Source organism: Rhodococcus sp. NPDC003348, assembly GCF_053589375.1.
This window is the reverse complement of the sequence record NZ_JBSFRT010000030.1, coordinates 52,377-77,393: the sequence shown is the minus strand read 5'-3', so window position 1 is coordinate 77,393 and position 25,017 is coordinate 52,377. Positions and strand designations below refer to the sequence as shown.

At 68.8% G+C, this 25,017-nt stretch carries 29 protein-coding genes; 18 read left to right on the top strand and 11 right to left on the bottom strand.

The features are described 5' to 3' along the window. Positions 1 to 29: 29 nt before the first annotated feature. The 6 genes from ACWDU4_RS19420 to ACWDU4_RS19395 form a co-directional block, all read right to left on the bottom strand. Positions 30 to 713 (bottom strand): sigma-70 family RNA polymerase sigma factor, encoded by a 684-nt coding sequence (locus ACWDU4_RS19420; protein ID WP_450115546.1) that lies wholly within the window; start codon positions 711 to 713, stop codon positions 30 to 32. A 477-nt stretch (positions 714 to 1,190) separates the two neighbouring features. Further along, on the bottom strand, positions 1,191 to 2,000 hold the full coding sequence (locus tag ACWDU4_RS19415; RefSeq protein ID WP_450115545.1) for an ABC transporter permease: 810 nt from the start codon (positions 1,998 to 2,000) through the stop codon (positions 1,191 to 1,193). Beyond that, positions 1,997 to 2,923, bottom strand: a complete 927-nt coding sequence (locus tag ACWDU4_RS19410; protein WP_450115544.1) for an ATP-binding cassette domain-containing protein — start codon at positions 2,921 to 2,923, stop codon at positions 1,997 to 1,999. Before ACWDU4_RS19410 ends, ACWDU4_RS19415 begins: the two co-directional genes overlap by 4 nt. Positions 2,924 to 3,089: 166 nt before the next feature. Beyond that, positions 3,090 to 4,130 carry a flavin-containing monooxygenase gene (locus tag ACWDU4_RS19405; RefSeq protein WP_450115543.1) on the bottom strand — a complete coding sequence of 347 codons (1,041 nt, stop codon included), beginning with the start codon at positions 4,128 to 4,130 and terminating at the stop codon, positions 3,090 to 3,092. Between the two features lie 16 nt (positions 4,131 to 4,146). After that, positions 4,147 to 5,370 (bottom strand): MFS transporter, encoded by a 1,224-nt coding sequence (locus ACWDU4_RS19400; RefSeq protein ID WP_450115542.1) that lies wholly within the window; start codon positions 5,368 to 5,370, stop codon positions 4,147 to 4,149. A 6-nt stretch (positions 5,371 to 5,376) separates the two neighbouring features. Continuing rightward, on the bottom strand, positions 5,377 to 6,723 hold the full coding sequence (locus ACWDU4_RS19395) for an NAD(P)-binding domain-containing protein (RefSeq protein WP_450115541.1): 1,347 nt from the start codon (positions 6,721 to 6,723) through the stop codon (positions 5,377 to 5,379). A gap of 102 nt (positions 6,724 to 6,825) precedes the next feature. Here ACWDU4_RS19395 and ACWDU4_RS19390 point away from each other — a divergent pair, with 102 nt between their 5' ends. From ACWDU4_RS19390 to arsA, 10 genes are all read left to right on the top strand, one after another. Continuing rightward, entirely contained in the window at positions 6,826 to 7,692 is an 867-nt protein-coding gene (locus ACWDU4_RS19390) for a helix-turn-helix domain-containing GNAT family N-acetyltransferase (RefSeq protein ID WP_450115540.1), read from the top strand. Between the two features lie 67 nt (positions 7,693 to 7,759). Further along, positions 7,760 to 8,296, top strand: a complete 537-nt coding sequence (locus ACWDU4_RS19385; RefSeq protein ID WP_450115554.1) for a DinB family protein — start codon at positions 7,760 to 7,762, stop codon at positions 8,294 to 8,296. A gap of 99 nt (positions 8,297 to 8,395) precedes the next feature. After that, positions 8,396 to 8,782, top strand: coding sequence for an ArsR/SmtB family transcription factor (locus ACWDU4_RS19380; RefSeq protein ID WP_450115539.1), 387 nt, complete (start codon positions 8,396 to 8,398; stop codon positions 8,780 to 8,782). Beyond that, the gene (gene arsB, locus ACWDU4_RS19375) at positions 8,779 to 9,879 is read left to right on the top strand and encodes an ACR3 family arsenite efflux transporter (protein WP_450115538.1); all 1,101 of its coding nucleotides are present in this window, start codon (positions 8,779 to 8,781) and stop codon (positions 9,877 to 9,879) included. The genes ACWDU4_RS19380 and arsB overlap by 4 nt, the downstream gene beginning before the upstream one ends. Continuing rightward, positions 9,879 to 10,565 carry an arsenate reductase ArsC gene (locus ACWDU4_RS19370; protein ID WP_450115537.1) on the top strand — a complete coding sequence of 229 codons (687 nt, stop codon included), beginning with the start codon at positions 9,879 to 9,881 and terminating at the stop codon, positions 10,563 to 10,565. Before arsB ends, ACWDU4_RS19370 begins: the two co-directional genes overlap by 1 nt. A 48-nt stretch (positions 10,566 to 10,613) precedes the next feature. Further along, a complete protein-coding gene (locus ACWDU4_RS19365; protein WP_450115536.1) occupies positions 10,614 to 11,030 on the top strand; it encodes an arsenate reductase ArsC in 417 nt (138 codons plus the stop codon). A gap of 16 nt (positions 11,031 to 11,046) precedes the next feature. Further along, positions 11,047 to 12,093 carry an ArsO family NAD(P)H-dependent flavin-containing monooxygenase gene (locus tag ACWDU4_RS19360; RefSeq protein ID WP_450115535.1) on the top strand — a complete coding sequence of 349 codons (1,047 nt, stop codon included), beginning with the start codon at positions 11,047 to 11,049 and terminating at the stop codon, positions 12,091 to 12,093. 26 nt (positions 12,094 to 12,119) lie between these two features. Next, positions 12,120 to 12,545, top strand: a complete 426-nt coding sequence (locus ACWDU4_RS19355) for an arsenate-mycothiol transferase ArsC (RefSeq protein WP_450115534.1) — start codon at positions 12,120 to 12,122, stop codon at positions 12,543 to 12,545. Beyond that, positions 12,542 to 12,961, top strand: a complete 420-nt coding sequence (gene arsD, locus ACWDU4_RS19350; protein ID WP_450115533.1) for an arsenite efflux transporter metallochaperone ArsD — start codon at positions 12,542 to 12,544, stop codon at positions 12,959 to 12,961. Before ACWDU4_RS19355 ends, arsD begins: the two co-directional genes overlap by 4 nt. A gap of 13 nt (positions 12,962 to 12,974) precedes the next feature. After that, positions 12,975 to 14,762 (top strand): arsenical pump-driving ATPase, encoded by a 1,788-nt coding sequence (arsA, locus tag ACWDU4_RS19345; RefSeq protein ID WP_450115532.1) that lies wholly within the window; start codon positions 12,975 to 12,977, stop codon positions 14,760 to 14,762. A gap of 76 nt (positions 14,763 to 14,838) precedes the next feature. On the opposite strand, the gene ACWDU4_RS19340 is transcribed toward arsA, so the two are convergent. Next, positions 14,839 to 15,318, bottom strand: a complete 480-nt coding sequence (locus tag ACWDU4_RS19340) for an ArsI/CadI family heavy metal resistance metalloenzyme (RefSeq protein WP_450115531.1) — start codon at positions 15,316 to 15,318, stop codon at positions 14,839 to 14,841. Positions 15,319 to 15,412: 94 nt separating this feature from the next. Between ACWDU4_RS19340 and ACWDU4_RS19335 the strand changes: the two genes are divergently transcribed. Then, the gene (locus tag ACWDU4_RS19335) at positions 15,413 to 15,772 is read left to right on the top strand and encodes an Rv2640c family ArsR-like transcriptional regulator (protein ID WP_450115530.1); all 360 of its coding nucleotides are present in this window, start codon (positions 15,413 to 15,415) and stop codon (positions 15,770 to 15,772) included. Positions 15,773 to 16,024: 252 nt separating this feature from the next. Here ACWDU4_RS19335 and ACWDU4_RS19330 read toward each other — a convergent pair whose 3' ends face one another. After that, positions 16,025 to 16,774 carry an SDR family oxidoreductase gene (locus ACWDU4_RS19330; protein ID WP_450115529.1) on the bottom strand — a complete coding sequence of 250 codons (750 nt, stop codon included), beginning with the start codon at positions 16,772 to 16,774 and terminating at the stop codon, positions 16,025 to 16,027. A 154-nt stretch (positions 16,775 to 16,928) separates the two neighbouring features. Next, a complete protein-coding gene (locus tag ACWDU4_RS19325) occupies positions 16,929 to 17,417 on the bottom strand; it encodes a helix-turn-helix transcriptional regulator (RefSeq protein WP_450115528.1) in 489 nt (162 codons plus the stop codon). A gap of 526 nt (positions 17,418 to 17,943) precedes the next feature. Here ACWDU4_RS19325 and ACWDU4_RS19320 point away from each other — a divergent pair. From ACWDU4_RS19320 to ACWDU4_RS19295, 6 genes are all read left to right on the top strand, one after another. Beyond that, positions 17,944 to 18,684 carry an SDR family oxidoreductase gene (locus tag ACWDU4_RS19320; protein WP_450115527.1) on the top strand — a complete coding sequence of 247 codons (741 nt, stop codon included), beginning with the start codon at positions 17,944 to 17,946 and terminating at the stop codon, positions 18,682 to 18,684. 162 nt (positions 18,685 to 18,846) lie between these two features. Next, complete coding sequence (locus ACWDU4_RS19315) at positions 18,847 to 19,656, top strand: alpha/beta fold hydrolase (RefSeq protein WP_450115526.1); 810 nt, start codon at positions 18,847 to 18,849, stop codon at positions 19,654 to 19,656. Positions 19,657 to 19,674: 18 nt separating this feature from the next. After that, entirely contained in the window at positions 19,675 to 20,457 is a 783-nt protein-coding gene (locus tag ACWDU4_RS19310; RefSeq protein WP_450115525.1) for an oxidoreductase, read from the top strand. Between the two features lie 433 nt (positions 20,458 to 20,890). Further along, complete coding sequence (locus ACWDU4_RS19305) at positions 20,891 to 21,943, top strand: zinc-dependent alcohol dehydrogenase family protein (RefSeq protein WP_450115524.1); 1,053 nt, start codon at positions 20,891 to 20,893, stop codon at positions 21,941 to 21,943. Between the two features lie 112 nt (positions 21,944 to 22,055). Beyond that, entirely contained in the window at positions 22,056 to 22,235 is a 180-nt protein-coding gene (locus ACWDU4_RS19300; RefSeq protein WP_450115523.1) for a tautomerase family protein, read from the top strand. Positions 22,236 to 22,347: 112 nt separating this feature from the next. After that, on the top strand, positions 22,348 to 23,028 hold the full coding sequence (locus tag ACWDU4_RS19295; protein ID WP_450115522.1) for a hypothetical protein: 681 nt from the start codon (positions 22,348 to 22,350) through the stop codon (positions 23,026 to 23,028). 44 nt (positions 23,029 to 23,072) lie between these two features. On the opposite strand, the gene ACWDU4_RS19290 is transcribed toward ACWDU4_RS19295, so the two are convergent. After that, positions 23,073 to 23,585: a MarR family winged helix-turn-helix transcriptional regulator gene (locus ACWDU4_RS19290; RefSeq protein ID WP_450115521.1), complete on the bottom strand. Its 513-nt coding sequence runs from the start codon at positions 23,583 to 23,585 to the stop codon at positions 23,073 to 23,075. 78 nt (positions 23,586 to 23,663) lie between these two features. Here ACWDU4_RS19290 and ACWDU4_RS19285 point away from each other — a divergent pair, with 78 nt between their 5' ends. Beyond that, positions 23,664 to 24,446, top strand: coding sequence for a dioxygenase family protein (locus ACWDU4_RS19285; RefSeq protein ID WP_450115520.1), 783 nt, complete (start codon positions 23,664 to 23,666; stop codon positions 24,444 to 24,446). 62 nt (positions 24,447 to 24,508) lie between these two features. Here ACWDU4_RS19285 and ACWDU4_RS19280 read toward each other — a convergent pair whose 3' ends face one another. Continuing rightward, the gene (locus ACWDU4_RS19280) at positions 24,509 to 24,967 is read right to left on the bottom strand and encodes a peroxiredoxin (protein WP_450115519.1); all 459 of its coding nucleotides are present in this window, start codon (positions 24,965 to 24,967) and stop codon (positions 24,509 to 24,511) included. Positions 24,968 to 25,017 lie beyond the last annotated feature (50 nt).

Genomic DNA, 25,017 nt, shown 5'->3' with positions numbered 1-25,017 from the left:
CGAGGGAACGGGGCTCGCACCGCGCCACTTCATTGTCGGGGTGACCTCGCGGCCGTCCGGTCGTCGCTCCCGAGCTGGTGTGCCGTCTCCTGGTCGGCGGGTGAGTTGGCTCCGCAGGCACACGATCCGCTGCGGGCCTGGTAGTCGTGCACGTGGCCGGTCCGGTCCTGGCTGATCTGACAGCAGGCGTGCAATTGGGCCTGGAGGGCGGCGCGGCCGCGCTGGACTCGAGATTTCATCCCGGACACCGAGATTCCCGCCTCGCCGGCGGCCGCGGCGTGGGTCCGGGAGTCGAGGTCGACCATCTTCACCGCCGCGGCCTGCTCGGCAGGTAGCCGCGAGAGCATCGGCACCAGGCAGGAAGCGAGTTCTTTCTCCGCAGCCGCGTCGGCGTCCGGCGCGTCGTCGGGAGGATTGTCGGGGACGGTGTCGACGGCCAGCTCGCGGCGATGGGGCGCGGACCGGTAGTAGTCGGTGATCGCGTTGCGGGTGATCGCATACATCCAGCCCAGGATGCGGTCCTGCTCGCGCAGGTTGTCGAGGCTATTGGCCATCCGCAGGAACACGATCGACAGAATGTCGTCGGCATCCTCGGGACTCGAGACCCGGCGGGCGATGAAGGCCCGCAAGTCGCTCGAGAAGCGGCGCCAGAGCTGGTCGAGATCAGCCGGCTCCGGTTGGGATGTCGTCGTGGTGGCCGTGTCCTCGCCCATGATTCTGGTTCCTCTCCGCTTCCAGCATCCACGTCTGGCCGCGCGGTCGCGACCCCCTCAGTGCAGGTTTCTCGCCGACGACCCGACGACGGCGACCGCGATCGGACGCATTCTGCGTCCGAATCCGGGGTGCCTCGTCTGTATGGGTGTCGATGTCGATTCCGGATTCTCCGGTTCGACGAACCAGTAGAAGCGTGATGAGGAGGTGTGAGCGATGCTGACCACACATCTGTTGTCGGATCTGACCAGCGAAGAGGTCGATCTGATCGTGGCGGAGGAACTGCATCTGCTCGACGCCGCCGCATGAGCGCCGCCGACGCCGCACGGGGCGCATCCGCTGACCACAGCGTTCTCCTGGCCCCTACCCCTTTCCGCAGGGTAGGGGCCAGCGGAGTGCCCGGCTCCGGACGGGCAGCGAATGCGAAGACCCCGCCCGCCCTTCCCTCAGGTGGAAAGGCGGGCGGGTGGGTCGTTCGTTCAGCTGGCGCGTGCCGACCGGATCAGTCGGGTGAGGCCGGGGACCGCGGTGACCGCGGCCCACAACCCGATCGCCGCGACCAGGGCAGCGACGGTGTCCCCGACGGTGGCGGTGCCGAGCACATCCCCGCGCAGGGCCTCGGTGGCGTGCGCGACCGGATTCACCGTCGCCATGGCCTGCATCCAGCCGGGCATGGTCTCGAGCGGCGCGAACGCACTGGAGATGAACATCAGCGGCATCATCACCATCATCCCGGCGAACTGGACCACGTCCGGTCGGCGCAGCCGGTCCCCGATCAACCCGAACAGGGCGCTCATCGCCCCGGCCAGCACCACCAGCACCACGATCGCGGCGACGGCATCGAGTGCGGTGCCGTGGAACTCGAAACCCAGTGCCACGGCAGCGATCCCGAGCAGCGCTGCCCGGGCGAGGGTGAAGACGGCCTCGTTGACGGTGCGAGCAACGCCCGGCAGCACCGCCCGCATGGGCAGGGCCGCAAAGCGGTCGTGGAGGCCGTTGGTGTGATCGATCGCGGCGGAGACCCCGGCGTTGGTGCCGGCCATCACGGTGGAGACAGCGAGCATCGCCGGGGTGAGGAAGACGATGTAGCTGACCCCGGCCGGGAAACCGGGTCCGGCGGCGACGCTGCGGAAGACCTGACTGAACAGCACGAGCATCGCCATCGGCATGGTCAGTGAGAACATCAGCAGCTGCGGGACGCGGGCGCTGGTGCGCAGGTTACGGATGGTGAGCGCGGCCAGTTGGTTCCCGATCGGGGAACGCTCGATCGAGGGCGTGGTGGTGGTCATCGGTGGGCTCCTGTGGTGTGGGCGAGGTGGGTGAAGACGTCCTCGAGGCTGGGCGAGGTCACGTCGAGGTCGGTGATCTCGATGCCGCCGCGGTGCAGGTCGGCGACCAGCGCGGTCGCGGCGGTGGCGTCGTCGACGGTGACCGACACCCGAGCCCGGTCGCCGTCGACCCTGTCGGCATCCGGGATGAACGGCAGGTCGGCGATCTGGCCGGCCGGGATGGTGGCGCTGAGGACCTTGCCTCCGACGATCTGTTTCAGCTCGGTGGGGGTGCCGCGGGCGGCGACCCTGCCGCGGTGCAGGACCACGATGTGGTCGGCGAGCCGGTCGGCTTCCTCGAGGTACTGCGTGGTGAGCACGACGGTGGTGCCCGCGGCAGTGAGCTCGTCCACGACGTCCCACAGTCCGGCGCGAGCAAGGGGGTCCAGACCCGTGGTCGGCTCGTCCAGGAACAAAACTGACGGGGTCCCGACGAGGCCGGCGGCGAGATCGATCCGGCGGCGTGAGCCCCCGGAGAGTTCCCCGACCCGCCGGGCCGCGTATTCGTGCAACCCGAGCCGGTCGATCAGCGCGTCGGCCCGGGCGCGGGCGGTGCGCCGCAGTCCGGTCAGGCGGCCGATCAGCTCCAGGTTCTCCCTGGCGGTGAGGAATTCGTCGAGTCCGGAGTATTGGCCGGTCACACCGATCCGGCGGCGCACCGCGGTGGCGTCACCGACCACGTCGAGGCCCTCGATCTGCACGCGGCCGATGGTGGGCCGCACGAGGGTGGTCAACGTGCGGATCAGGGTCGTTTTGCCGGCACCGTTGTGGCCGAGCACCCCGAGCGTCGTCCCGGCGGCAGCTGCCAGGTCGACGCCGTCAAGGGCCCATGTCTTGCCGTAGGCGACATGCAGGTCCTCGACCACGACGGCCGGCGCGCTCATCGCACACCCCCACGGTGGTCTCCGGCGGGGTGGGCGGACAGGTGGATGATCATCGGAGGTTCCTCTCGGAAGGCGTGCTCCCACCCGGTGGTGGATGGGAGTCCGCTTTCTCAGACGAACCGGCCGCGTAATGGACGCACCCGCATCCGGCGATTCCCACGCTCGTTTACAGGACCAACCGGCTGACCAGGTACCGGGCGTCGCGGCCGACGCCGCGTAGCGATGCGGAGGAGAGACTGCGTTGCCATTCGAGGCCGACGTAGCCGACACCGGGGTGGGTGGTGGACAGGCCCCTTCGGTGGTGGGGGTGTCCGGTGTCGGTGAGTGCGCCGAGGTCGGCGAGGTAGGGCAGGTGGGGGGTGTAGCCGGTGGCGAGGATGATCGTGTCCGCATCGGTGATGGTGCCGTCCGGCCAGAGCGCGGTGCGCCCGGTGAGACCGGTGAACATGTCGCGGGCCCGGGGTTCCCCGGCGGCGAGGGCGGTGCGGTAGCGGCCGGTGTCGAACACCGGTGCGGTCGGAGACCGGTGGAGCAGGTGCCCGATCGGGAGGGCGTCGAGGCCGGTGACGGTGAACCAGAAGTGCATGTCGCGGCCAAGGGGCCGCTGGGGCGCGAACTTCGGTGGTGTGCGGCAGGCGAGGGTGACGTGGGCGGTGTCGGCGAGTTCGGCGGCGATCTGGACGGCGGAGTTCCCGGCGCCGACGACGATGACGTGTTCGCCGGTGTGGTCGGTGGGGTTGCGGTAGAGGCTGGCGTGGATGATCGTGCCGGTGAAGCCGTCCTGCCCGGGCAGCGTCGGGATGTTGGGTGATCCGAATCCGCCGGTGGCGCCGACGATCCGCGGTGCGGTGAACGTTTCCCCGGTATCGGTGGTAGCGGTGTAGAGGCGGCCGTCGTGTGAGACGGTCGCGACGCGCTGGTTGACGTGGATGTCGGCGTCGAGGGACTTGGCGTAGCGGCGCAGGTATTCGACGACCTCGTCTCGGTGCGGGTAGCGGTCGCCGTCGCCGGGGAAGGGGAGTCCCGGCAGGGCACTGTATTTCGCGGGGGAGAACAGGGTGAGGCTGTCGTAGTAGTGCGGCCAGGATCCGACGGGTTCGTCGGATGCCTCGAGCACCGCGGTACGGAGGCGTTCGCGGCGCAGTGCGTGGGCGGTGGCGAGGCCGGATTGGCCGCCGCCGATGACGAGGGCGTCGTAGTCGGGCATCGGGGGTCCTTGCGGGTCAGGGCTCGGATTCAGGGGTGGGGCGGGGCATGGAGGCGGCGGCGACCACCGCGGCCAGCAGGGCGATCGCACCGAGGACGAGGTAGGCGCGGGCGTAGCTGCCGGTCCAGTCGGACAGGGCGGTGCCGGCCCACGGAGCGAGAGCCATGACGATGACGATCGGTGCGGACATCAACCCGTTGAGGCGGCCGTAGTGCGTTGCGCCCCAGCGGTCGGTGATGGCGGTGGCCTGGACGAGGGTGAACACGCCGCGCACGAGACCGGCCCCGACCGCGACACCGATGAGTGCGACGACGGTGTCGGCGACACCGAGCAGGGCAGTGGTGAGGGCGGTGGCGGCGATGATGCCGACGGTCCGGCCGAGTGGCCCGGTGCGGGCCGACAGCGGCAGATAGCCGACCCGTCCGAGAACCTGTCCGGCGCCACCGAGGCCGAGGGTGAGCGCGGCCAGGCCGGGGGAGAAGCCCTGTTCGACGAGCAGGGGGACGAGGTTGAACACGCCGGCGAACGCCGCGAATGCGGCGAGGGCGAGGGCAATCACGAGGGCGGCGAACGCGCGACTGCGGGAGGCGTCACGGTGATCGACGGCGTGCTGTCCGGGATGCTGCGGCGAATCGGGCCAGTGGCCCCGCAGGCCGAAGAAGTGCCCGGGGACGGTGACGGCGGCCAGGATCACGGCGAGGACGAGATAGGTTGTCCGCCAGTCGTATCGCTCGACGAGCGCCGCGGTCAGCGGCGCGAACACGGTGCTGGCCAGACCGGCGGCGAGGGTGAGGATCATCAGCGCCTTGACGTGATCGGCGCCGTACCAGCGGGTCAGGGCCGCGAACGCGGGCGGGTAGAGCACCGCGCCCATCGAGGCGCCGGCCAGCACCCACCCGGCGTAGAACCACGGCAGCGTCGGCGCCCGCGCCACCAGCAGCAGCGAAGGCACCGCGAGAACCGAGCCGGCGGTCATCACCGTGCGGGGACCGGCGTTGTCGAGGATCCGTCCGACGGGGATTCCGACCAGCGCGGCGACGAGCTGGCTGATCGAGAAGGCGGCCACGATCACCGACGCAGACCATCCGCTCTCGCGGGAGATCGCCACCGACAGAACGGGGAAGGCGTAGTAGAGGATTCCCCAGCTGGTGATCTCGGTCAGGCACAAGGTGGCGAGCACCCGCCGCAGACCGGCCCGGTCGAGGGCGCCGGTCTGCGGCGAGGTGGTCGTCTCGGTCACCGGCGTCTACCGGCCCGACGGTGGGGCGACGGTGACCAGCTCCGGTGCCGCCGGGGCGCCGCAGCACCCACCGCCGCTGTCGGCGGCGTCGGCGTTCGGGTCGTCGAACACACCCGCACCGCCGCACACCCCGGTCTCGGGCAGGACCAGCTCCACCCGGTTCGCGGCCTCGTCGTCGCCCGCGAGATGGGCTGCGATGGAACGGACCTGCTCGTAGCCGGTCATCGCGAGGAACGTCGGGGCCCGGCCGTAGCTCTTCATCCCGACGACGTACACCTTCGGTTCGGGGTGGGTCAGTTCCCGGACACCGTGCGGGTAGACGGTGCCGCAGGAGTGCACGTTCGGGTCGATCAGCGGCGCCAACTCCACCGGCGCCTGCAGGACCGGGTCGAGACCGAGGCGGATCTCCGACAGCCACGACAGGTCGGGGCGGAACCCGGTCAACGCGACGACCCGGTCCACCGCCTCGATTCGCTGTCCGGCGTCGGAGACCAGGACGATCGGGCCGGCACCGTCGGATTCGACCGTTGTGGTGCGGAATCCGGTCACCACCTGCAGCAGTCCGTCGTCAACGGCCTTCTTCGCCCGCAACCCGAGGGCGCCGCGGGCGGGCAGCTGGTCGTCCTCGCCACCACCGAACGCGGTCCCGACCCCGGCGCGGCGCACCGCCCAGGTGATCCGAGTGCCCGGCGCCTCCGCGGCGAGCGAGGCGAGGGTGACGATCGCGGTCAGCGCGGAGTGTCCGGCACCGGCGATCACGGTGCGCTTTCCCGCGTACTCGGCGCGGACCTGCGGATCGTCGACGCCGGGGACGCGGTAGGAGATGCGGGCGGAGGCGGCGCGTTCCCCGGCCGCGGGCAGTCCCTCGCTGCCGAGCGGGTTCGGTGTGCCCCAGGTTCCCGAGGCGTCGATCACCGCGCCCGCGAGGATCCGGTCCTCGGATCCGTCGGCGCGGCGGATGTGCACCGACAGCGGTTCGGTGTCGCGGCCGGCGTCGACGACCCGATCGCGGCCGCGGCGCGCGACGCCGACGACCTCGGCGCCCAGCTGGACGGCGTCGCCGAGGGCGGCGGCGAGCGGGACGAGGTAGTCGCTCACCCACTGGGAGGCGGTGGGATAGGACTCGGGGGCCGGGTGGGCCCAGCCGGTGGTGGTCAGCAGCCGTTCGGCGGCCGGGTCGACCAGCTCGGACCAGCGGGAGAACAGTCGGACGTGGTTCCACTGCGCGACCGCCGCTCCGGCGGCCTGGCCGCGCTCGAACACCAGCGGGGTCAGGCCTCGCTCGCGCAGTTCGGCGGCGGCGGCGAGGCCGATCGGGCCGGCGCCCACAACAACGACGGGCAGGTCAGGCATCACAAATACCCTTTCATCGACGTGTATCGATCAACATTCTTCGAACCGTATCGATGTCCATCGATGAATGCAACCATCGATGGACATCGATATAGTGAATTCATGACTTCCCTCGACATGCCGGTCGTCCGGACCGCTCGCCTCGCCGGGGCGGAGGCACTGGCGACCGAGGACGCCGCGACCTACGCCGGCTGGTTCGCGTGCCTGGCCGAACCGACCCGGGTGCGACTGCTGCATCAGGTTGCGAGCGCCCTCGCCGGGATCACGGTCGGCGAGCTGGCCGAGGCGCTCGGGGTCGGGCAGCCGACCGTCTCCCACCACGTCCGCAAGCTCGCCGACGTCGGGTTCGTCAACGTCCACAAGGACGGCACCAGCACCGTCGTCGTGGTCAACCCGGCGTGCTGCACCGGACTGCCGCAGGCCGCGGACGTGGTCATGGGCATGCTCGCCCCGCGGCCGTGCTGCCCGGACGGCCTGCCCGCCGACGTCACCGTCCGCCCGTTGCAGGGCGATGACTGGGATGCGGTGCGTCGCATCTACGGCGAGGGCCTTGCCACGGGGATCGCGACCTTTGCCGCCGAGGTCCCCACCCGCGGCGTGCTCGACGCCGAGTGGCTACCCGGGCACCGGTGGGTCGCCGAGATCGACGGCGTCGTCGTCGGGTGGGCCGCCCTGAGTCCGGTGTCGAGCCGGGACTGCTACCGCGGGGTCGCGGAGAACTCGGTGTACGTCGCGGACGGGATGCGCGGCCGCGGCGTAGGTAAAGCCCTACTGCGCACCCAGGTCATCGCCGCCGACCAGGACGGACTGTGGACCCTGCAGACCTCGATCCTCCCCGACAACCGCGCCGCCATCGCCCTGCACCACTCCGCCGGATTCCGCACCGTCGGGGTCCGCGAACGCATCGCCCAACTCGACGGGCAGTGGCGTGACACCGTCTTCCTCGAACGCCGCTCGCCCGGGCAGTAGGGGCAGCTCCCCCTGGTCAGGCTGTCTGCGGCGAGCGGACAATGTGCGGGGAGGCGGGGTGAGCGAAATGACGGCGGATCCGTCCGAGTCGGTTGATCGAGCGGCGATAGCTGCCGACCTCGAGCGGGCTCGTATTTCGCTGCACGAGCTCCTCGATGCCATGGGTGCCAAGGATTTCGAGCGCGCCTCGAACGGCACCCGGTGGACGAACGAGCAGTTGCTGTTCCACATGGTCTTCGGCTACATGGTCGTCCGTCGGCTGCTCGTGCTGGTGCGGATGTTCGCTCGGCTGCCAGACGGCGTGAGCCGGGTGTTCGCGCGGGTCCTCGACGCCGCCACTCCGGTGTTCGACAAGGTCAACTACCGAGGATCTTGCCTGGCAGCGCGCGTGTTCGATCGGCGGAGGATGGGGCGCAAATGCGACCGCGTCATCGAGACCCTCCAGCGCCGTCTCGCCAATGAGTCCGACGCTGCGCTCCGCTCCGGCATGCACTTCCCGACGCGATGGGATCCGTTCTTCGCCGACTTCATGACCCTCGAGCAGGTCTACCGATACCCCGGCCGGCACTTCGACTTCCATCGGAACCAGCTCGCACACGGCTGAGGCTCGGCCCTGCCCTTGTCGCCGACGACGGCTATCCCGTCGAACATTCACCCGGCCCTTTTGTTTGCGCACTGATTCGATACCTGTCAATATTGATGTATGTCGAATCAGAATCCACAGGATGACGGCGCCTGCTGCTCGCCGCTGGTGCGCGAGCCCCTGACCGAGGACTGGGCCGGGGATCTGGCCCGGATGTTCAAGGCGCTGGGGGATCCGGTGCGTCTGCGGTTGCTGTCGCTGGTGGCCTCCCACGCGGGTGGTGAGGCGTGTGTGTGCGACATCTCCGGTTCGTTCGACCTGTCGCAGCCGACGATCTCCCATCACCTCAAGGTGCTGCGCGAGGCCGGGCTGCTGGACTGCGAGCGGCGCGGCACCTGGGTGTACTACTGGGTGCTTCCGTCCGCGCTGCGGCAGCTCTCGGCGGTGCTGCTCACCGAGGGTGAGCCCGCAGCGTCGTCGGCGCAATGCGCGGAGGTTCCGGCGTGAGCGAGGCCGCCACCACGACCGAGCATCCGGCCGTCGTCGCGAAACTCTCGACCCTGGACCGGTTCCTGCCGGTGTGGATCGGCGTCGCGATGGTCGCCGGCCTCCTGCTCGGGCGGGGCATCCCCGGACTCGGTGACGTCCTGTCCGCCGTGGAGATCGACGGCATCTCCCTGCCGATCGCCCTCGGCCTGCTGATCATGATGTACCCGGTACTCGCCAAGGTCCGCTACGACCGACTGGACACCGTGACCGGCGACCGCAAGCTCCTGATCGGGTCGCTGGTCCTGAACTGGGTACTCGGCCCGGCGCTGATGTTCGCCCTCGCCTGGATCTTCCTCGCCGATCTTCCCGAGTACCGGACCGGGCTGATCATCGTCGGCCTCGCCCGTTGCATCGCCATGGTGATCATCTGGAACGACCTCGCGTGCGGGGACCGCGAAGCCGCGGCCGTCCTGGTCGCGATCAACTCGGTGTTCCAGGTGCTCATGTTCGCCGTCCTCGGCTGGTTCTACCTCTCCGTCCTGCCCGGGTGGCTCGGGCTCGAGCAGACCACGATCGACACCTCGCCGTGGCAGATCGCGAAGTCGGTGCTGATCTTCCTCGGCATCCCCCTGCTCGCCGGCTTCCTCACCCGCCGCTACGGGGAGAAGGCGAAGGGCCGCGAGTGGTACGAGCAGAAGTTCCTGCCGCGGATCGGGCCCTGGGCCCTGTACGGGCTGCTGTTCACGATCGTGATCCTGTTCGCCCTGCAGGGCGAACAGATCACCTCGAACCCGATCGACGTCGTCCGGATCGCGATCCCGCTGCTCGCGTACTTCGCGATCATGTGGGGCGGCGGATACCTCCTCGGCGCGGTGATGGGTCTCGGGTACGAGCGCACCACCACCCTCGCGTTCACCGCCGCGGGCAACAACTTCGAGCTCGCGATCGCCGTCGCGATCGCCACCTACGGCGCCACCTCCGGGCAGGCCCTGGCCGGGGTCGTCGGGCCGCTGATCGAGGTCCCCGTCCTCGTCGCCCTGGTCTACGTCTCGCTCGCGCTGCGTAAACGCTTCGCCCCCACCACGAAGGTGTCCGTGTCAGCCAAGGCGTCCTGATGCCCGATCAGTCGTTCGACGAGGAACTGCGCACCCACGATCGCCGGCCGCAGCCGGAACTGCTGATGCCGCAGGCGGTCCTGTCCCGCACGGCAGCGGACCTGTCCGCCAAGTGCACCGGGGTGTTCTCCCCGCAGACCGTGGAGCGGTACGTCTTCGAGTCCTACACCGCGCTGCGGCGGACGTCGAAGGTGCACACGCACCTGACGACGCTGGCCGGCCGGTTCGCCGCCGATCGCCTCTCCGCGTTGGCCCAATCGCAGGGCGCGGCACCGAAAACAGTGCCCGAGGTGCTGTTCGTGTGCGTCCACAACGCGGGCCGGTCCCAGATGGCCGCCGCGCTGCTCGACCATCACGGTCTCGGGCGGGTGCACGTCCGCTCCGCCGGGTCGGCGCCCGTCCACGCGATCGCCCCGACCGTGGTCGAGGCGATGACCGAGATCGGGATCGATCTCGGTACCGAGTTCCCCAAGCCGCTCACCGACGACGTCGTCGCGGCCGCCGATGTAGTGGTGTCGATGGGCTGCGGGGACGCGTGTCCGGTCTATCCGGGCAAGCGGTACCTGGACTGGACCCTCGACGACCCGGAGGGCCAGCCGATCGAGCAGGTCCGCCGGATCCGCGACGATATCGACGCCCGGGTCCGCGGCCTGCTCCGCGAGCTCGTGCCCACCGCCACCACCTGACCGCCCCCTTCCCGTCTGTCCGACCCTCCTGTTCGAAAGGGACTGTGCATGTCCACCACTCCGAGTGTCCTGTTCGTCTGCGTCCACAACGCGGGCCGATCCCAGATGGCCGCGGGCTTCCTCACCGCGCTGGCCGGGGATCGGATCGAGGTGCGTTCCGCCGGCTCCGCGCCCGCCGACCAGGTCAACCCGGCCGCAGTGGAGGCGATGGCGGAGGTCGGGATCGACATCTCCGCCGAGAACCCGAAGATCCTCACCGTCGATGCAGTGCAGGCCTCCGACGTGGTGATCACCATGGGGTGCGGCGACACCTGCCCGGTCTTCCCCGGCAAGTCCTACCGCGACTGGGTGCTCGAGGACCCGGCCGGGCAGGGCGTCGAGGCGGTCCGCCCGATCCGCGACGAGATCAAGACCAAGGTCGAGGCGCTGATCGCGGAGCTGACTACCGCCTCCGCCGGCCGCTGACCTGCAGGTTGATCTGATGACGACGAGTGTCGATGTGGTCGTGATCGGCGGCGGCCAGGCAGGACTGGCAGCCGGCTACTACCTGCGACGCGCCGGGCACCGGTTCGTGATTCTCGACGACCAGCCCACGCCGGGCGGGGCATGGCCGCACACGTGGCCGTCGCTGCGCCTGTTCTCCCCGGCGGAGTACGCGACCCTGCCGGGCTGGCCGATGCCCCACTGGCGGGACGGGTTCCCGCCCGCGAGCCATGTCGTGGACTACCTCACCGCCTACGAAGCCCGCTACGACCTGCCGATCGAGCGTCCGGTGCGGGTGACCGCGGTCCGCCGCGACGGCAGCGACCTGATGGTCGAGGCCGGCGCCCGGATATGGCGGGCACGCCGGGTCATCAGCGCCACCGGAACCTGGCAGCAGCCGTTCTGGCCGATCTACCCCGGCGCACGCACCTTCACCGGCCGCCAGTTGCACACCGTCGACTACCGCACCCCGGACGAGTTCGCCGGCGCCGACGTCGTGGTCGTCGGGGGCGGCAACTCCGCAGCCCAGCTCGTCGCGGAGATCTCGACCACCGCGTCGACCACATGGGTGACCAGCCGGCCACCGCGGTTCCTTCCAGACGGCGTCGACGGCCGGGCGCTGTTCGAGGTCGCGGCCCGCCGCGCCGCAGCGCTGGCCGCCGGGCGCCCCGATCCCGGTGGCGTCGCTGCCCTCGGTGACATCGTGATGGTCCCGGAGGTGCTGGCCGCCCGTGAACGTGGTGCGCTGACAGCATTTCCGATGTTCGACCACCTCACGACGGACGGGATCGCCTGGGGTGACCGTCGGCAGCACGCCGACATCGTGGTGTGGGCGACCGGGTTTAGGCCCGCCCTCGGCCATCTGAGGCCGCTGCGGCTGCGCGGGGCCGACGGCACCGTGCCCACCAGCGGAACCCGCTCCCTGAAAGAACCGAACCTGCACCTGCTCGGCTACGGCGACTGGACCGGACCCGGCTCGGCCACGATCCTCGGCGTCGGCCGCACCGCCAAATCCGCCGTCGCCGAACTCGACCTCGACGACTGACCTGATCCCCGAAAGGACCCACATCGATGAGCACACCCTCGGTGCTGTTCGTGTGCGTGAAGAACGGCGGCAAGTCCCAGATGGCGGCCGGGCTGATGCGCGCCGCCGCCGGTGACACCGTCACCGTGCACTCCGCCGGCACCACACCCGGTACTGCCGTCAACGCCCTCTCGGCCGAGTCCCTGCTCGAGGTCGGCGTCGACATCACCGCCGAGACCCCGAAACCGGTCGACCCGCAGCTGGTCCGCGACGTCGACGTCGTGATCACCCTCGGCCGCGAAGCCCACGTCGACGAGGTGCCGGGCACCGCATTCGAGAACTGGGACACCGACGAGCCGTCCGAACGCGGCATCGACGGCATCGAGCGGATGCGCCTCGTGCGCGACGACATCGCCGCCCGCGTCGCCGACCTCGCCACCCGCCTCACCCAACAACACCAGGAGAACCGTTGAGCACCATCGAAGTTTTCGAACCCGCCCTCTGCTGCAACACCGGCGTCTGCGGTGACGACGTCGACCAGGCGTTGGTGACCTTCTCCGCCGACATGGACTGGGTCCGTTCCCAGGGAGGCGAGATCGCCCGATTCAACCTGGCCAGTGAGCCGCTGACCTTCGCGCAACGGGAACCGGTCGCCGCGTTCCTGAAACTGTCGGGTTCGGAAGGGCTGCCGCTGGTCCTCGTCGACGGTGTCACCGCGATCACCGGCCGCTACCCCGACCGGGCCCAGCTCGCGAAGTGGGCCGGGCTCGACGCCCCGGCAGCCGTCGTCGCCGCCCCGGCGGGCGTCACGATGCTGGGCCTGACCGAGACCACGGACACCGGCGCCGGCTGCTGCGGCGACGACTCGGCTTCTTCGACCTGCTGCTGAAAAGGACTCTGTCATGAAGTTTCTCGACAACCCGCCCCGATTCCTGTTCTTCACCGGTAAGGGCGGGGTCGGGAAGACCTCCATCGCGTGCGCGTCGGCGATCGCCCTCGCCCGCGCCGGCCGCAAGGTGCTGCTCGTGTCCACCGATCCGGCGTCGAACGTCGGGCAGGTGTTCGGGCTGAGCATCGGCAACACCATCACCGCGGTGCCGGCGGTGGCGGGTCTGTCCGCGCTCGAGATCGACCCGCAGCAGGCCGCCGACGCCTACCGGGAACGGATAGTCGGGCCGGTGCGCGGGCTGCTGCCCGACGCCGAGATCGCCTCGATCGCCGAACAGCTCTCGGGGTCGTGCACCACCGAGATCGCCTCGTTCAACGAGTTCACCGCCCTGCTCACCGACACCGACGGCGTCACCGACGGGTTCGACCACGTCCTGTTCGACACGGCACCGACCGGCCACACCATCCGGCTGCTCCAGCTCCCCGGATCGTGGACCGAGTTCCTCGACGACGGTAGGGGCGACGCCTCGTGCCTCGGCCCGCTCGCCGGTCTCGACAAGCAGCGCAGCATCTACGCCGACGCCGTCGGCGCCCTCGCCGACCCCGACCGCACCCGCCTGGTGCTGGTGACACGGGCGCAGCGGGCACCGATCGCGGAAATCGCCCGCACCCAGACCGAACTCGCCGACATCGGACTGTCCCACCAGTACGTCGTCGTCAACGGACTGCTCCCGGAACCGGACGGGCGCGACGCCCTCGACACGGCGATCCACCGCCGCGAACACGCCCTCCTGGATGCGCTGCCGGCGAACCTGGCCGCGCTGCCCGTCGACGAAGTCGAACTCAAACCCACCAACATGGTCGGCATCGATGCCCTCGACTCGCTGTTCACCGCGACCACCACGGTCGACGGCGAACCGGCTACCACCGTCGCCGGGTTGGGCGCGGTTGCCGATGCGGCGTCGCTGTCGGATCTCGTTGACGAGATCGCCGCCGACGATCACGGGCTGATCATGTTCATGGGCAAGGGCGGCGTCGGGAAGACCACCCTCGCCGCAGCTGTGGCGGTCGCGCTGGCCGAACGTGGCCACCAGGTGCACTTGACCACCACCGACCCCGCGGCGCACCTGGCCCACACCCTCGCTGGGGCCGTCGCAGGCCTCGAGGTCTCGCGCATCGACCCGGCCGAGGCCACCGAGCAGTACCGCGCCCGCGTCCTCAAATCCAAGGGCGCGGCGCTCGACGAGCAGGGCCGCGCCGCGCTGTCCGAGGACCTGAAATCGCCGTGCACCGAGGAAGTCGCCGTATTCCAGGCGTTCTCGCGGGTCATCCACGAATCCCGACGCCGATTCGTCGTCGTCGACACCGCCCCCACCGGGCACACCCTGCTGCTGCTCGACGCCACCGGTTCCTACCACCGCGAGATCGCCCGGCAGATGGGCGAGCACGCCCACTTCACCACCCCGTTGATGCGGCTGCAGAACCCCGACGAGACCAAGGTCGTCCTGGTCACCCTCGCCGAAACCACACCGCGCCTCGAAGCCGCAGGTCTGCAGGAAGACCTCGAACGCGCTGGCATCCACCCGTGGGCGTGGGTGGTCAACAACTCCCTCGCCGCCGCGGCACCGTCCTCGCCGCTGTTGCGGCGTCGCGCCGCGGCGGAGGCCACCGAACTGGCCACCATCGCCGCCGACCACGCCGCACGATGCGCGGTGGTGCCGATGCTTGCCACCGAACCAGTGGGGGTCGAGGCGCTGAGGTCACTTGCTCACGGTGTCCACGACGACATCGCCGGCGAGTGAGCACCCTCGCTGCCCACGGGCGGCCGTGAAGACGAGTTCGGCCGCCCACGGGCGGCCGAACTCGTATCCCGGGTGGTCAGCAGCAGGACGTGTCGGCGGTCGCCTTCTCGCCCGTGGCCGCGGTTCCGCAGCACACACCGCCCTCGGAGCTCTGCGGGCCGTCGAGGTGCTGCGGGCTCGAGCCGAAGGTTTCCGAGTCGACGAGGACGGTGTAGACCTCCCACCTCTCACCGGCCGGGCCGGTGACCCACACCTTGTCCTGGGTGGCGAAGCAACAGGTGGTACCGATCTCCTCGTCGGTGAACAGGCCCTCGCCGGTCAGGCGGGCGATCTCGGAGTGCACCTTCTCCGACGATTCGACTTCGACGCCGAGGTGGTTGATGGTGCCGCCCTGGCCGGGGTTCTCGAGCAGGACCAGCTTCAGCGGTGGTTCGGCGATCGCGAAGTTCGCGTAGCCGGGCTTGAGCTTCGCCGGCTCGGTACCGAACAGTTTCGAGTAGAACGTGACGGCCTCCTGCAGGTCGTCGACGTTGAGTGCGAGCTGGGCACGTGACATGACATCCTCCACGTATGTGACATATATCGAATTAGCGACCACTTCAGGATCTCACCTTTTCGACATAAGTCAATATGGTCGGTAGGGTTAGTCCATGCCCAAGACGCTGCCTGTTATCGATGTCTCGGCGCCCATCTGCTGCGCCCCGGTCTCGGCCGGACCGATGACCGACGACGCAGCGCTCGAGGTCGCGCTCCGGCTCAAGGCGCTGGCCGACCCGGTCCGCATCAGGCTCATGTCGATCCTGCTCACCGCCATCGACGGCGAAGTTTGCACTACGGATCTCGCGACCGGCGTCGACGTCGCCGAATCCACCGTCAGTCACCACCTCGGCCAACTCCGAAAGGCGGGCATGATCGCCTCCGGCCGCCGTGGCATGAACGTGTTTCATCGCGCCCGCGCCGACTCGCTCGACGCTCTGCGTCTCGTCTTGAACCCAAGCTGCTGCTCATGAATCCTCAGAGCGGCAGTCGCCCCCGGTAGTCGCACGAACGGAGCCGGGTACTCAGCCGGCCAGGGATAACCGACAGGCAGACGAGACGGTCGCGGGATTCAGATCGCCTCGCGACTGAGCAGCGGCGGGGCTCGGTGGGCTGCTCATCCTTTGGATACCCTCGCCGGCGGAGGCCTTCGACTCAGGCGCGATGAGGTGCAGTATGGAGTGTCAACTCGTGGTGCCAGCGCGGTGCTGCCTTGCCGATTGCGCTCACTTTGCCTGGGCGAGCCACACCGCGTCGGCGCCGGCCGGGAATCGCAGCTGCCCGGTCGTGTCGTGCGCGGCTCGCCACACCGCGTCGGCGACGTCGCTCTCCTCGGTGTACAGGTCTTGGCTCGTGAATTCGTCCATGACACTCTTCGCCCACGGCGCGTACGGCGCCGGAACCAGATCGTCCACCGACCAGCTGTCCGTCGCCCGGGCTGCGAAGTTGGTTGTGAGGCAGGCGCCAGGCTCGACCGTCTTCGCTTGAACACCGAAGGGTGTGAGCTCGTGCGCCAGGGATGCGGTGAACCCCTCGATGGCCATCTTGCTCGCCTCGTAGACGGCCGAGAGCGGCATGTGACCGAGCACCACACTCGAGGTTACGTTGACCACCACTCCGGAGCCGCGCTCGCGGAACTGCGGCAGCACCGCCTGCGTCGTCGCCATCACGCCGAAAGTGTTGGTCTCGAAGACTTCCCGCACACGGGCCATGGGAGTCCCCTCGAACACGCCGATCGACGGAACACCCGCGTTGTTCACCAGGACGTCGATGGGCCCCGCAGCCTCGAATGCGGCGCTGATGGTCTCGGGCTTGGTCACGTCGAGCTCGACGAGGTGGAGCCGATCCGACTCGGGCAGGACACCCGCACGCGGTGTGCGCATCGTGGCGATGACGTTCCACCCCTGCGAGTGGAAGTGGTGGGAGGTCTCCCGCCCGTAGCCGGATGAGGCGCCGGTGATCAGAACTGTCTTCATGTTGCGGTCCTTGCGATGTGGGTGGGATCCGAGGATCAGAAGACATCTTCCTGCTCCTGCGGAACTGCTGACATTTCCCATTGAATCGGTTTGACCTGCGAAAACAGTAGAACTATCGTCGCCTCTTCTTGCACGATCCTCCCACCGCTCCCGGTCAGGTCAGGACGCCTGCCGGGGTGGGGCCGGTGTCGCGCAGGCGGGCCGCATCCCGACTCGGAGGTGCGCCGAACTGGCGGCGGTACTCGCGGCTGAACTGCGATGGGTTGTCGTAGCCGACGCGGCGACCGACTCCGGTGACGTCGCCCGGGTGGGTGGCGAGCAGCAGCCGAGCCTCCTGGAGCCGTATCTGCTTCTGGAACTGGATGGGGCTCATCGCGGTCACTGCCTGGAAGTTGCGGTAGAAGGCGGACACGCTCTTGAGAACGATGTGGTTCGGGTCGGACCAGTCGTAGGACAGGCGCTCCCAGACTCCACCGGATCCCTCGGTGACATCGGCATGGTCGCGACCTTGCTCGTGCACCTCGAGGTACTCGTCGGCGCTGTTGCCGAACAGCGTCGAGCGGTCGGGCCCGAAGTCGGTGAGCGCGGCGACGAACTGCTCGATCGTCGCGGTGGTCGTCTCGTGGAAGTGGATCGTGGACATGGTGTGCTCCTGGTCGGGTGGGGAGTTGCTGTCGAGATCCAGACTCGTGCCGCAGCCTTGGCCTCACACCAGTGGTGATCCCTGGTCCGGCCACGTGCGGGGGTGCGGTCACGGTTCGCCGGTCTGCCGGTTTGCCCTGCACACATCCCATGCGGACGTAAGATCATGTGCTGGGGGAGGGCATCCGAGGAGCTGCCCATGACGGAACCAGCACCGATCCCCGTGGCGTGCATCCACGGGTTGTGGGATGCACACCAGCAGCTGGGGAATCCGGGGCGCACTTTTCAACGACGCCGGATACCGGGCCCACGCCCCAGGCCGGCCCGGAGACGCGGACCGCCGAGTCGTCGGAACTGATTGCCGGCACTCCTCCACAAGACGACGGCGCACCCGCGTAACGCAGTCTTCCCGTCCCGCCCGCACTTGACGTAGCCAGGTGTTCGGGGCAGTGGTGTGTCACCCCGTCGTGTCCTCAATGGCGGGAATCTCGTTGACGTGATGCAACATTCGAACGGAAGGAATGAGCATGAAGATCGTCGTCATCGGCGGCACCGGCCTGATCGGATCGAAGGTCGTCGCTCGTCTGGGTGAAGACGGCCACGAAGCGGTACCTGCCGCGCCCAGCACGGGCGTGAACACCCTCACCGGTGAGGGAGTGAAGGAAGTGCTTCAGGATGCGAACGTTCTGATCGATGTCTCCAATTCGCCGTCGTTCGCGGACGACGACGTGATGGAGTTCTTCCGGACGTCCACCACGAACCTGCTCGATGCCGCCCGTGATGCGGGAGTCGGGCACTACGTGGCATTGTCGGTGGTGGGTACCGAGCAGCTGCCGGAGTCCGGGTACATGCGGGCGAAGGTGGCGCAGGAGGCGCTGATCAAGGGTTCGGGCCTGCCGTACTCGCTTGTGCACGCCACGCAGTTCTTCGAGTTTGCCGGGAGGATTGCCGATTCCGCCACCGTCGACGGCACGGTGCGGCTGTCGGGCGCGGCGGTGCAGCCGATGGCCGCTGACGATGTGGCCGCTGCCGTCAGCAAGACCGCCGCGGACCCCCCGCTGAACGGCGACGTCGAGGTCGCGGGGCCGGAGGTGTTCGGCCTCGATCAGTGGATCGGCACGGTGCTGGCCGCACGGCACGACCCGCGCGAGGTGATCACCGATCCGCAGGCGCAGTATTTCGGGGCGTCGCCGGACCGCGAGCTGCTGCCCAGCGCAGGCGCGCGCCTCGCGCAGACGCGGTTGTCGGAGTGGTTGACCCGTCAGTGACCCGATCGTGTGGGTGGCAGCCTGCAAGCACCACAACCCGACCACCGCTGTCATGACGACGATCTGAACCCTCGGCCACCGTTTCGTTGATCGCCTCGCCTGCCTGCATCCAGAACGGAAGCGACTCAAACACATCCCCTCGCAACAGCGAAGGAGCACGCCATGAGCATTGTTCGATTCGCCCGAGCCGCACTCGCCACCCTCGCACTCGTCGCCGCCCTGGTCGCGGCCTTGGTCACCCCGGCCGCCGCCCGACCATTGCCGACGGTCGTGTTGGTGCACGGCGCCTTCGCCGACACCACCAGCTGGGACCCGGTCGCCGCCGAGTTGCGCGGCCGCGGCTACACCGTCGTCGTCCCCGAAAATCCTCTACGCGGACCCGCCTACGACGCGGCCGCGATCGAGAAAACCCTCGCCGGGATCGCCGGGCCCGTGGTGCTCGTCGGCCACTCCTACGGCGGCGCGGTCATCACCAACACCCACAACCCGAACGTGAAGGCCCTCGTCTATGTCGCCGCCTTCGCGCCGGCACAGGGCGAGCCCGTCCAGCTCGCGCTGGACCCGATCCGATTCCCCGGCAGTCAGCTTCTCCCTCCCGTACTGCAGTTCAAGGTCGTCGACGACGCGCACGCAATCGGAGGCAAGAACATCGACGGATACATCGCCGCCGACGCCTTCCACCGGGTGTTCGCCCCGGACGTCAGCGATGCGACGGCCGCCATCATGCTGGCCCATCAGCGCTCGATCGCCCTGTGGGCCAACCTCGAGCCGTCCGGACCGACCTCCTGGTCGAACACCCCGAGCTGGGCTCTGATCCCGACCGGCGACAACATCATCCCGCCGTCGGCACAGCGGTTCATGTCGAGCCGTATCGGCGCCCACACCACCGAGATCGCCGCCTCACACGCCGTGCTCGTCTCCCAGCCCGTCGCCGTAGCCGACGTCATCACCGCGGCCGCGGCGGGCAGCTGACCCGAGGAGGACGAACCCATGGACCTGCAGCTGAACGGCACGGCTGCCGTCGTCACCGGCGCGAGCAAGGGCATCGGCCTCGCGATCACCGAATCGCTCGTCCGTGAAGGTGCGCACGTGATCGCGGGAGCACGCACCCGCACCGAGGAGATCGCCGCCCTCGAATCCGCAGGCGACGTCACTTTCGTCCCGGTGGACCTGGCCACCTCGGATGGGCCACGGAACCTCATCGAGGCGGCGAGCGCCCGAGGCGGTATCGACGTGCTGGTCGACAACGCCGGCGCGGTGACACCACGTCCGAACGGGTTCGTCAGCGTCACGGACGATGACTGGCTCGCGTCCCTGACATTGACGTTCCTGTCGGCGGTCCGCACCACCCGCGCGGCTCTGCCGTTGATGACCGCGCGTGGTGGGAGCATCGTGACCGTCAGCTCGGTGAATGCCTTTCTTCCCGACCCGGCGATCATCGACTACTGCGCCGCAAAGGCGGCGTTGACCAACTTCTCCAAATCGCTATCGAAAGAGGTTGCCTCTCAAGGTATCCGGGTGAACACGGTCAGTCCGGGTCCGGTGACGACCGCGTTGTGGACCGGTGCGGAGGGTGTCGCTGCCACCGTGTCCAGGGCGAGTGGGGTCGCAGCGCAGGTCGTCATCGACCAGACGGCCGCGAGCAGCGAGACCGGCCGCTTCACCAGCCCCCAGGAGGTCGCCGATCTCGTTGTGTTTCTGGCTTCTGCGCGAGCAGCAAATATCACCGGCGCAGACTTTGTCATCGATGGTGGCCTGATCAAGACCCTCTGACCCTGGCGAGCAGAAACTCGCCGGGCGCCATGTGAGCAGTGCGTGTGCAGCAACCCCCACGCCGGCTGCACACGCTCACGAGAGGTCGGCGGCACCGAGTGCGGAGCCGGTGGCCTCGACAGCCCGGTTGGCGCAGGGGGTTGTGCCTACCGGGCTCACGCCGCCCGTCCGGTGTGAGAGCGAAGCGAGTTCCGCGTCGATGATCCGGGGAGTGCCCGTGGGCCGGGCCGCCCAGCGCGCCGCCCGCATCTGTGGTGGGTGATCCTGCGATCGCGGCGCGGCACGACGAGACGAACTGTCCTGTGTGCCTTGTTCGTTGCGGCAAGGAGCGTGAATCGAGCCGTCGCTCGAATTTCGCCGTTGCAGGACGCAGCCGGTGCCTTGCACGCCGAACCACTGTGGGGCCGGATCCGATCGAAGGAGCGTCAGGAAGATGAGAACCATGAAGTCTGTTGTCGCCGCCACGGTAGGCGAACCGTCCGAGGTTCTGCACCTGCAGACTCGCCCCATTCCGGAGCCCGGCCCCGGCCAGGTCCGGATCCGGGTGGCGGCTGTGCCGGTTCATGCCGGCGATCTGCACACCGTCCGCGGCAGATACGGATTCACCCCGGAGTTCCCCACCGTGCCCGGAATCGAATCCGTTGGGGTTATCGACGAAGTCGGTAGCGGCACAGAAGGTTTGACCGTCGGGCGACGCGTCATCACGGTCGGAGTCAGGGGAACGTGGCAGGAGTACGTCGTTGTCGATGCCGAGCGGGTCTTGCCTGTTCCCGTCGGCATGAGCGATTCCACGGCCGCCCAGATTCTCAGTAATCCGCTCACCGCGGTGATCTTGACCGGTGATGAGCTCGATGTTCGACCGGGTGAATGGCTCTTGCAGACGGCGGCCGGATCAACCGTCGGCCAGTCGGTCATTCAGCTCGGTACGCACGTCGGGTTCCAGACCCTCAACGTGGTTCGCCGGCGTTCCGCTGTCGAGGACATCCTCGCGTTGGGCGGCACCGCGGTGATCTGCACGGAGGATGAGGACCTGCGCGAACGCGTGGCCGACATAACCGGTCGTGACGGCGTGTCCAAGGCGATCGACTGTGTCAGCGGTCAGGTGGGGGCGGACGTGTCGCGTGCACTGGCACCACACGGTGAGCTGGTCGTCTTCGGTGCTCTGTCCACGCACCGCCAAACCGATCCCGACAAACTCACCATCCCCGTCTTCGCGCGCTCGCTGATCTACGAAACCAAGATCGTTCGGGGATTCTGGCTGCTCCGCTGGTTCGCCGAGACCCCGAAGGATCGGATGACCGCAGTGATCGACCGGACGCTTCGGTTGGTCGACAGCGGCGCGCTGCGGGTGCCCGAGGGCCAGCCGATTCCCGTCGAAAGGTTCAGCGAAGCCGTCGATCTGGCCGAAGCCCCCGCACACGGGGGCAAACCGCTGTTGCTGTTCGATCGAGGACGCAGTGCCGATGACCGGGCGACGACGGCCTGAACGGGCGCCGATCGAGAGCATCGATAAGCACTCCGATGCAAATCAAGAGGGCAAAGTTCACCGCCGTGACCGGCTCGTGCGGGTCGGTTCGCTGCTGTGGCAGATTGCTGTCATGCCGTTGATTCAGATCAGTCAGACTCCCGGGCTCACCGCCGAACAGAAGCGTGCGGTCGTCGCCGCCGTGACCTCCGCCTACGCGGAGGCCTCCGGGAAGGATCCCGCCAAGGTGTGGGTCACCATCACCGAGGTGCCGGGGGAGAACTGGGGCGTCGGAGGCGTCACCCTGGCCTGACCGCTGGAGTCCGCGTGCACCTGCTCGATTCGGGTAGTTCACTACGCTGTGCCTCGGCGATCACCGCTGGGAACCTCGATTGTGTCCTTCAAGGGCGAGCGAGGTGTGAGCGATGGACAGCGACAGGCAGCCGGGGCCGGATTCCGTCCCGCTCGAACAGCAACAGGCGCCCGCGGCCGAGGCGCAGGCGTCGAAGTCGGGTCTGGAGCGCGACGTGCGGGTTGCCACCCGTAGTGGTCGATACGCCCTGATCGCCGCGCTGTGCGCCGCGATCGTGTCCAGCGCGGTGTCGGCCGGGTCCGCGCTGTACGTGAGCGGCAACCAATTGGATCGCAACGAGAGGCTCGCAGTCGCGCAGGATGTCCGCGAGAACCGGCAGGAGGCCTACGCCGAATTCGTCAGTGCCTTGATGGATCTCAACGGCGGGCTCGGCGCGCTGAAGGGGGCGTTGACCAGGAATCCGCCCGACCGCGAGGTTGTCCGCGGCATCGTCCAAGGTCTCAGCGCTCGGGGATTGGCAACGTGGACCGCGGTCAGCAAGGTCCTCCTCGTCGGTAACGATGGCCTGGAAGGGACTGTCGGCAAATTCGCCGATTCGTACACCCCGTTCTTCGGCGACCATCTGAATCCGTTCGCGAGCCGCAATCTGCAGGGGGAGGGTGAGCGGGACCCCGACGGCTTGCTGCGCGACGGACCGCCCCTGATCGCCGAGATCGACCGGCTGATCGCGGCCAGCGGCGACATCCTGACGTCCTTCTTGGACCAGGCACGCGAGGACCTCGGCGCCGGCTGAAGGCCGGCCACCGCCAGGCGTCACGGCACCGTTCGGCCCCCGGGTCAGGCCTTGCCGGTGCCCTCGGCGATGGCGCGATCGAGCTGGGTGACCATTGCCTTGCCGAGCGAGATCAGCTCGCGGACCTGCTCGTCGTCGAGTCCGTCGAACACGAGGGCCTGCACCGTCTCGACGTGACCCGGCGCGGACTCGACGACCTTCGCGTGTCCGGCCGGGGTGAGCACGGCGAGGGATCCGCGGCCGCCGACGATTGCCTTGCGGCGCACCCAGCCGGCCTTCTCCATCTTCGTCACCACGTGCGACAGCCGCGACAGTGAGGCGTTGGCGTCGGCGGCAAGCGCGCTGAGCTGCAGCCGCTGCTGCGGGGCCTCGGAGAGGACGGCGAGGACGAAGTACTCGAAGTGGGTGAGCTTGGCGTCGCGCTGCAGCTGGGTGTCGAGGGCGGCGGGCAGTCGGGTGGTCAGCGCGACGAGTTCGCGCCAGGCGCGCTGCTGCTCGTCGCTGAGCCAGCGCGTCGGCTGCTGCGACTTCGGCTCGCCCTCGTGTGCCTCGGTCATTGCCGCCCCCTCGGAATAGTTGTGATGTGCGCGCGTTGACTCCTATGATAGTTGAAGCTTCAACATCAAGGAGTGGTTATGACCGACCTGGCCATGCCGGCGCTGTACCTGAGCCATGGTGCACCGCCGCTCGTCGACGACGCACTGTGGGTCTCGCAACTCGAACGGTGGGCACGCGATCTGCCCCGGCCGAAAGCGATCCTGATGGTGTCCGCGCACTGGGAGTCGGCGCCGCTCACCATCGGCTCCGTCACCACCGGGACGCCGCTCGTCTACGACTTCGGGGGCTTCGACCCGAAGTACTACCGCGTGCAATACGCCTCACCCGGGGCGCCCGACCTCGCCCGGCAGGTCGCCGCACTGATGCCCGACAACGAACCCGTGTACCACCAGCCCGACCGCGGCCTCGATCACGGCGCCTACGTCCCGCTCACCGTCATGTACCCCGGCGCCGACATTCCGGTCCTGCAGGTCTCGATGCCGACCCTCGACCCGGAGCGGCTGCTGCACCTGGGGGAGCGGCTGCGTCCGCTGCGCGAGCAGGGCGTCCTGATCGTCGGATCCGGGTTCACCACCCACGGCCTGCCCTTCCTGCGGGACTGGACGCCCGACGCCGCCGCACCCGGCTGGTCCGCCGAGTTCGACGCGTGGGCACGTGAGCGGTTCGCCGCTGGTGACGTCGACAACCTCGTCGACTTCCGTTCCCAGGCGCCTGGCATGCCGTATGCCCACCCGACGATCGAGCACTTCGCGCCGCTGTTCGTTGCGCTCGGAGCCTCCTCCGACCCCGAGCAGACGCCCGAGCAGGTCATCGACGGTTTCTGGATGGGCCTGTCCAAACGGTCTCTGCAGCTGGCGTAGGCGGCTCCGCCGCCCGTGCGCGTTTCCGGTGGCCCCGGCTGCCGAGAACGTGCACGGGCGCGTCAGCGTCTGGCGCGGAGGAAGTCCAGCGCCTCGTCGGCGTGCGTGTTGGCCCGCAGCTCGCTGGCGATCACCTTCAGCACCGTCCGATCGGTGTCGATGACGAAGGTGGTCCGCTTGACGGGGGACAGCTTCGCCAGCAATCCACGCCGAACACCGAACTGCTCGGCAACCACACCGCCGACATCCGACAGCAGCGGGTAGTCGAACGACTTCGCCGACGCGAACGACGCCTGCTTCTCGACCGCGTCCGTCGAAATACCCGCCCGCGACGCCCCGACCGCCGAGAACTCGGCGGCCAGATCGCGGAAGTGACACGCCTCCGCGGTGCACACCGGAGTGTTCGCGGCCGGATAGAAGAACAACACCAGCGGTCCGTCCGCGACCAGGTCGCTCAGTTTCCGGACCGTGCCGGACTGATCGGGCAACGCGAAGTCGGGGGCCTGCTCTCCGGTCTGCATGCGCGCGAGGCTACCGCCCCAGACCGCAATGGGGGGAGACGCTCCACCCT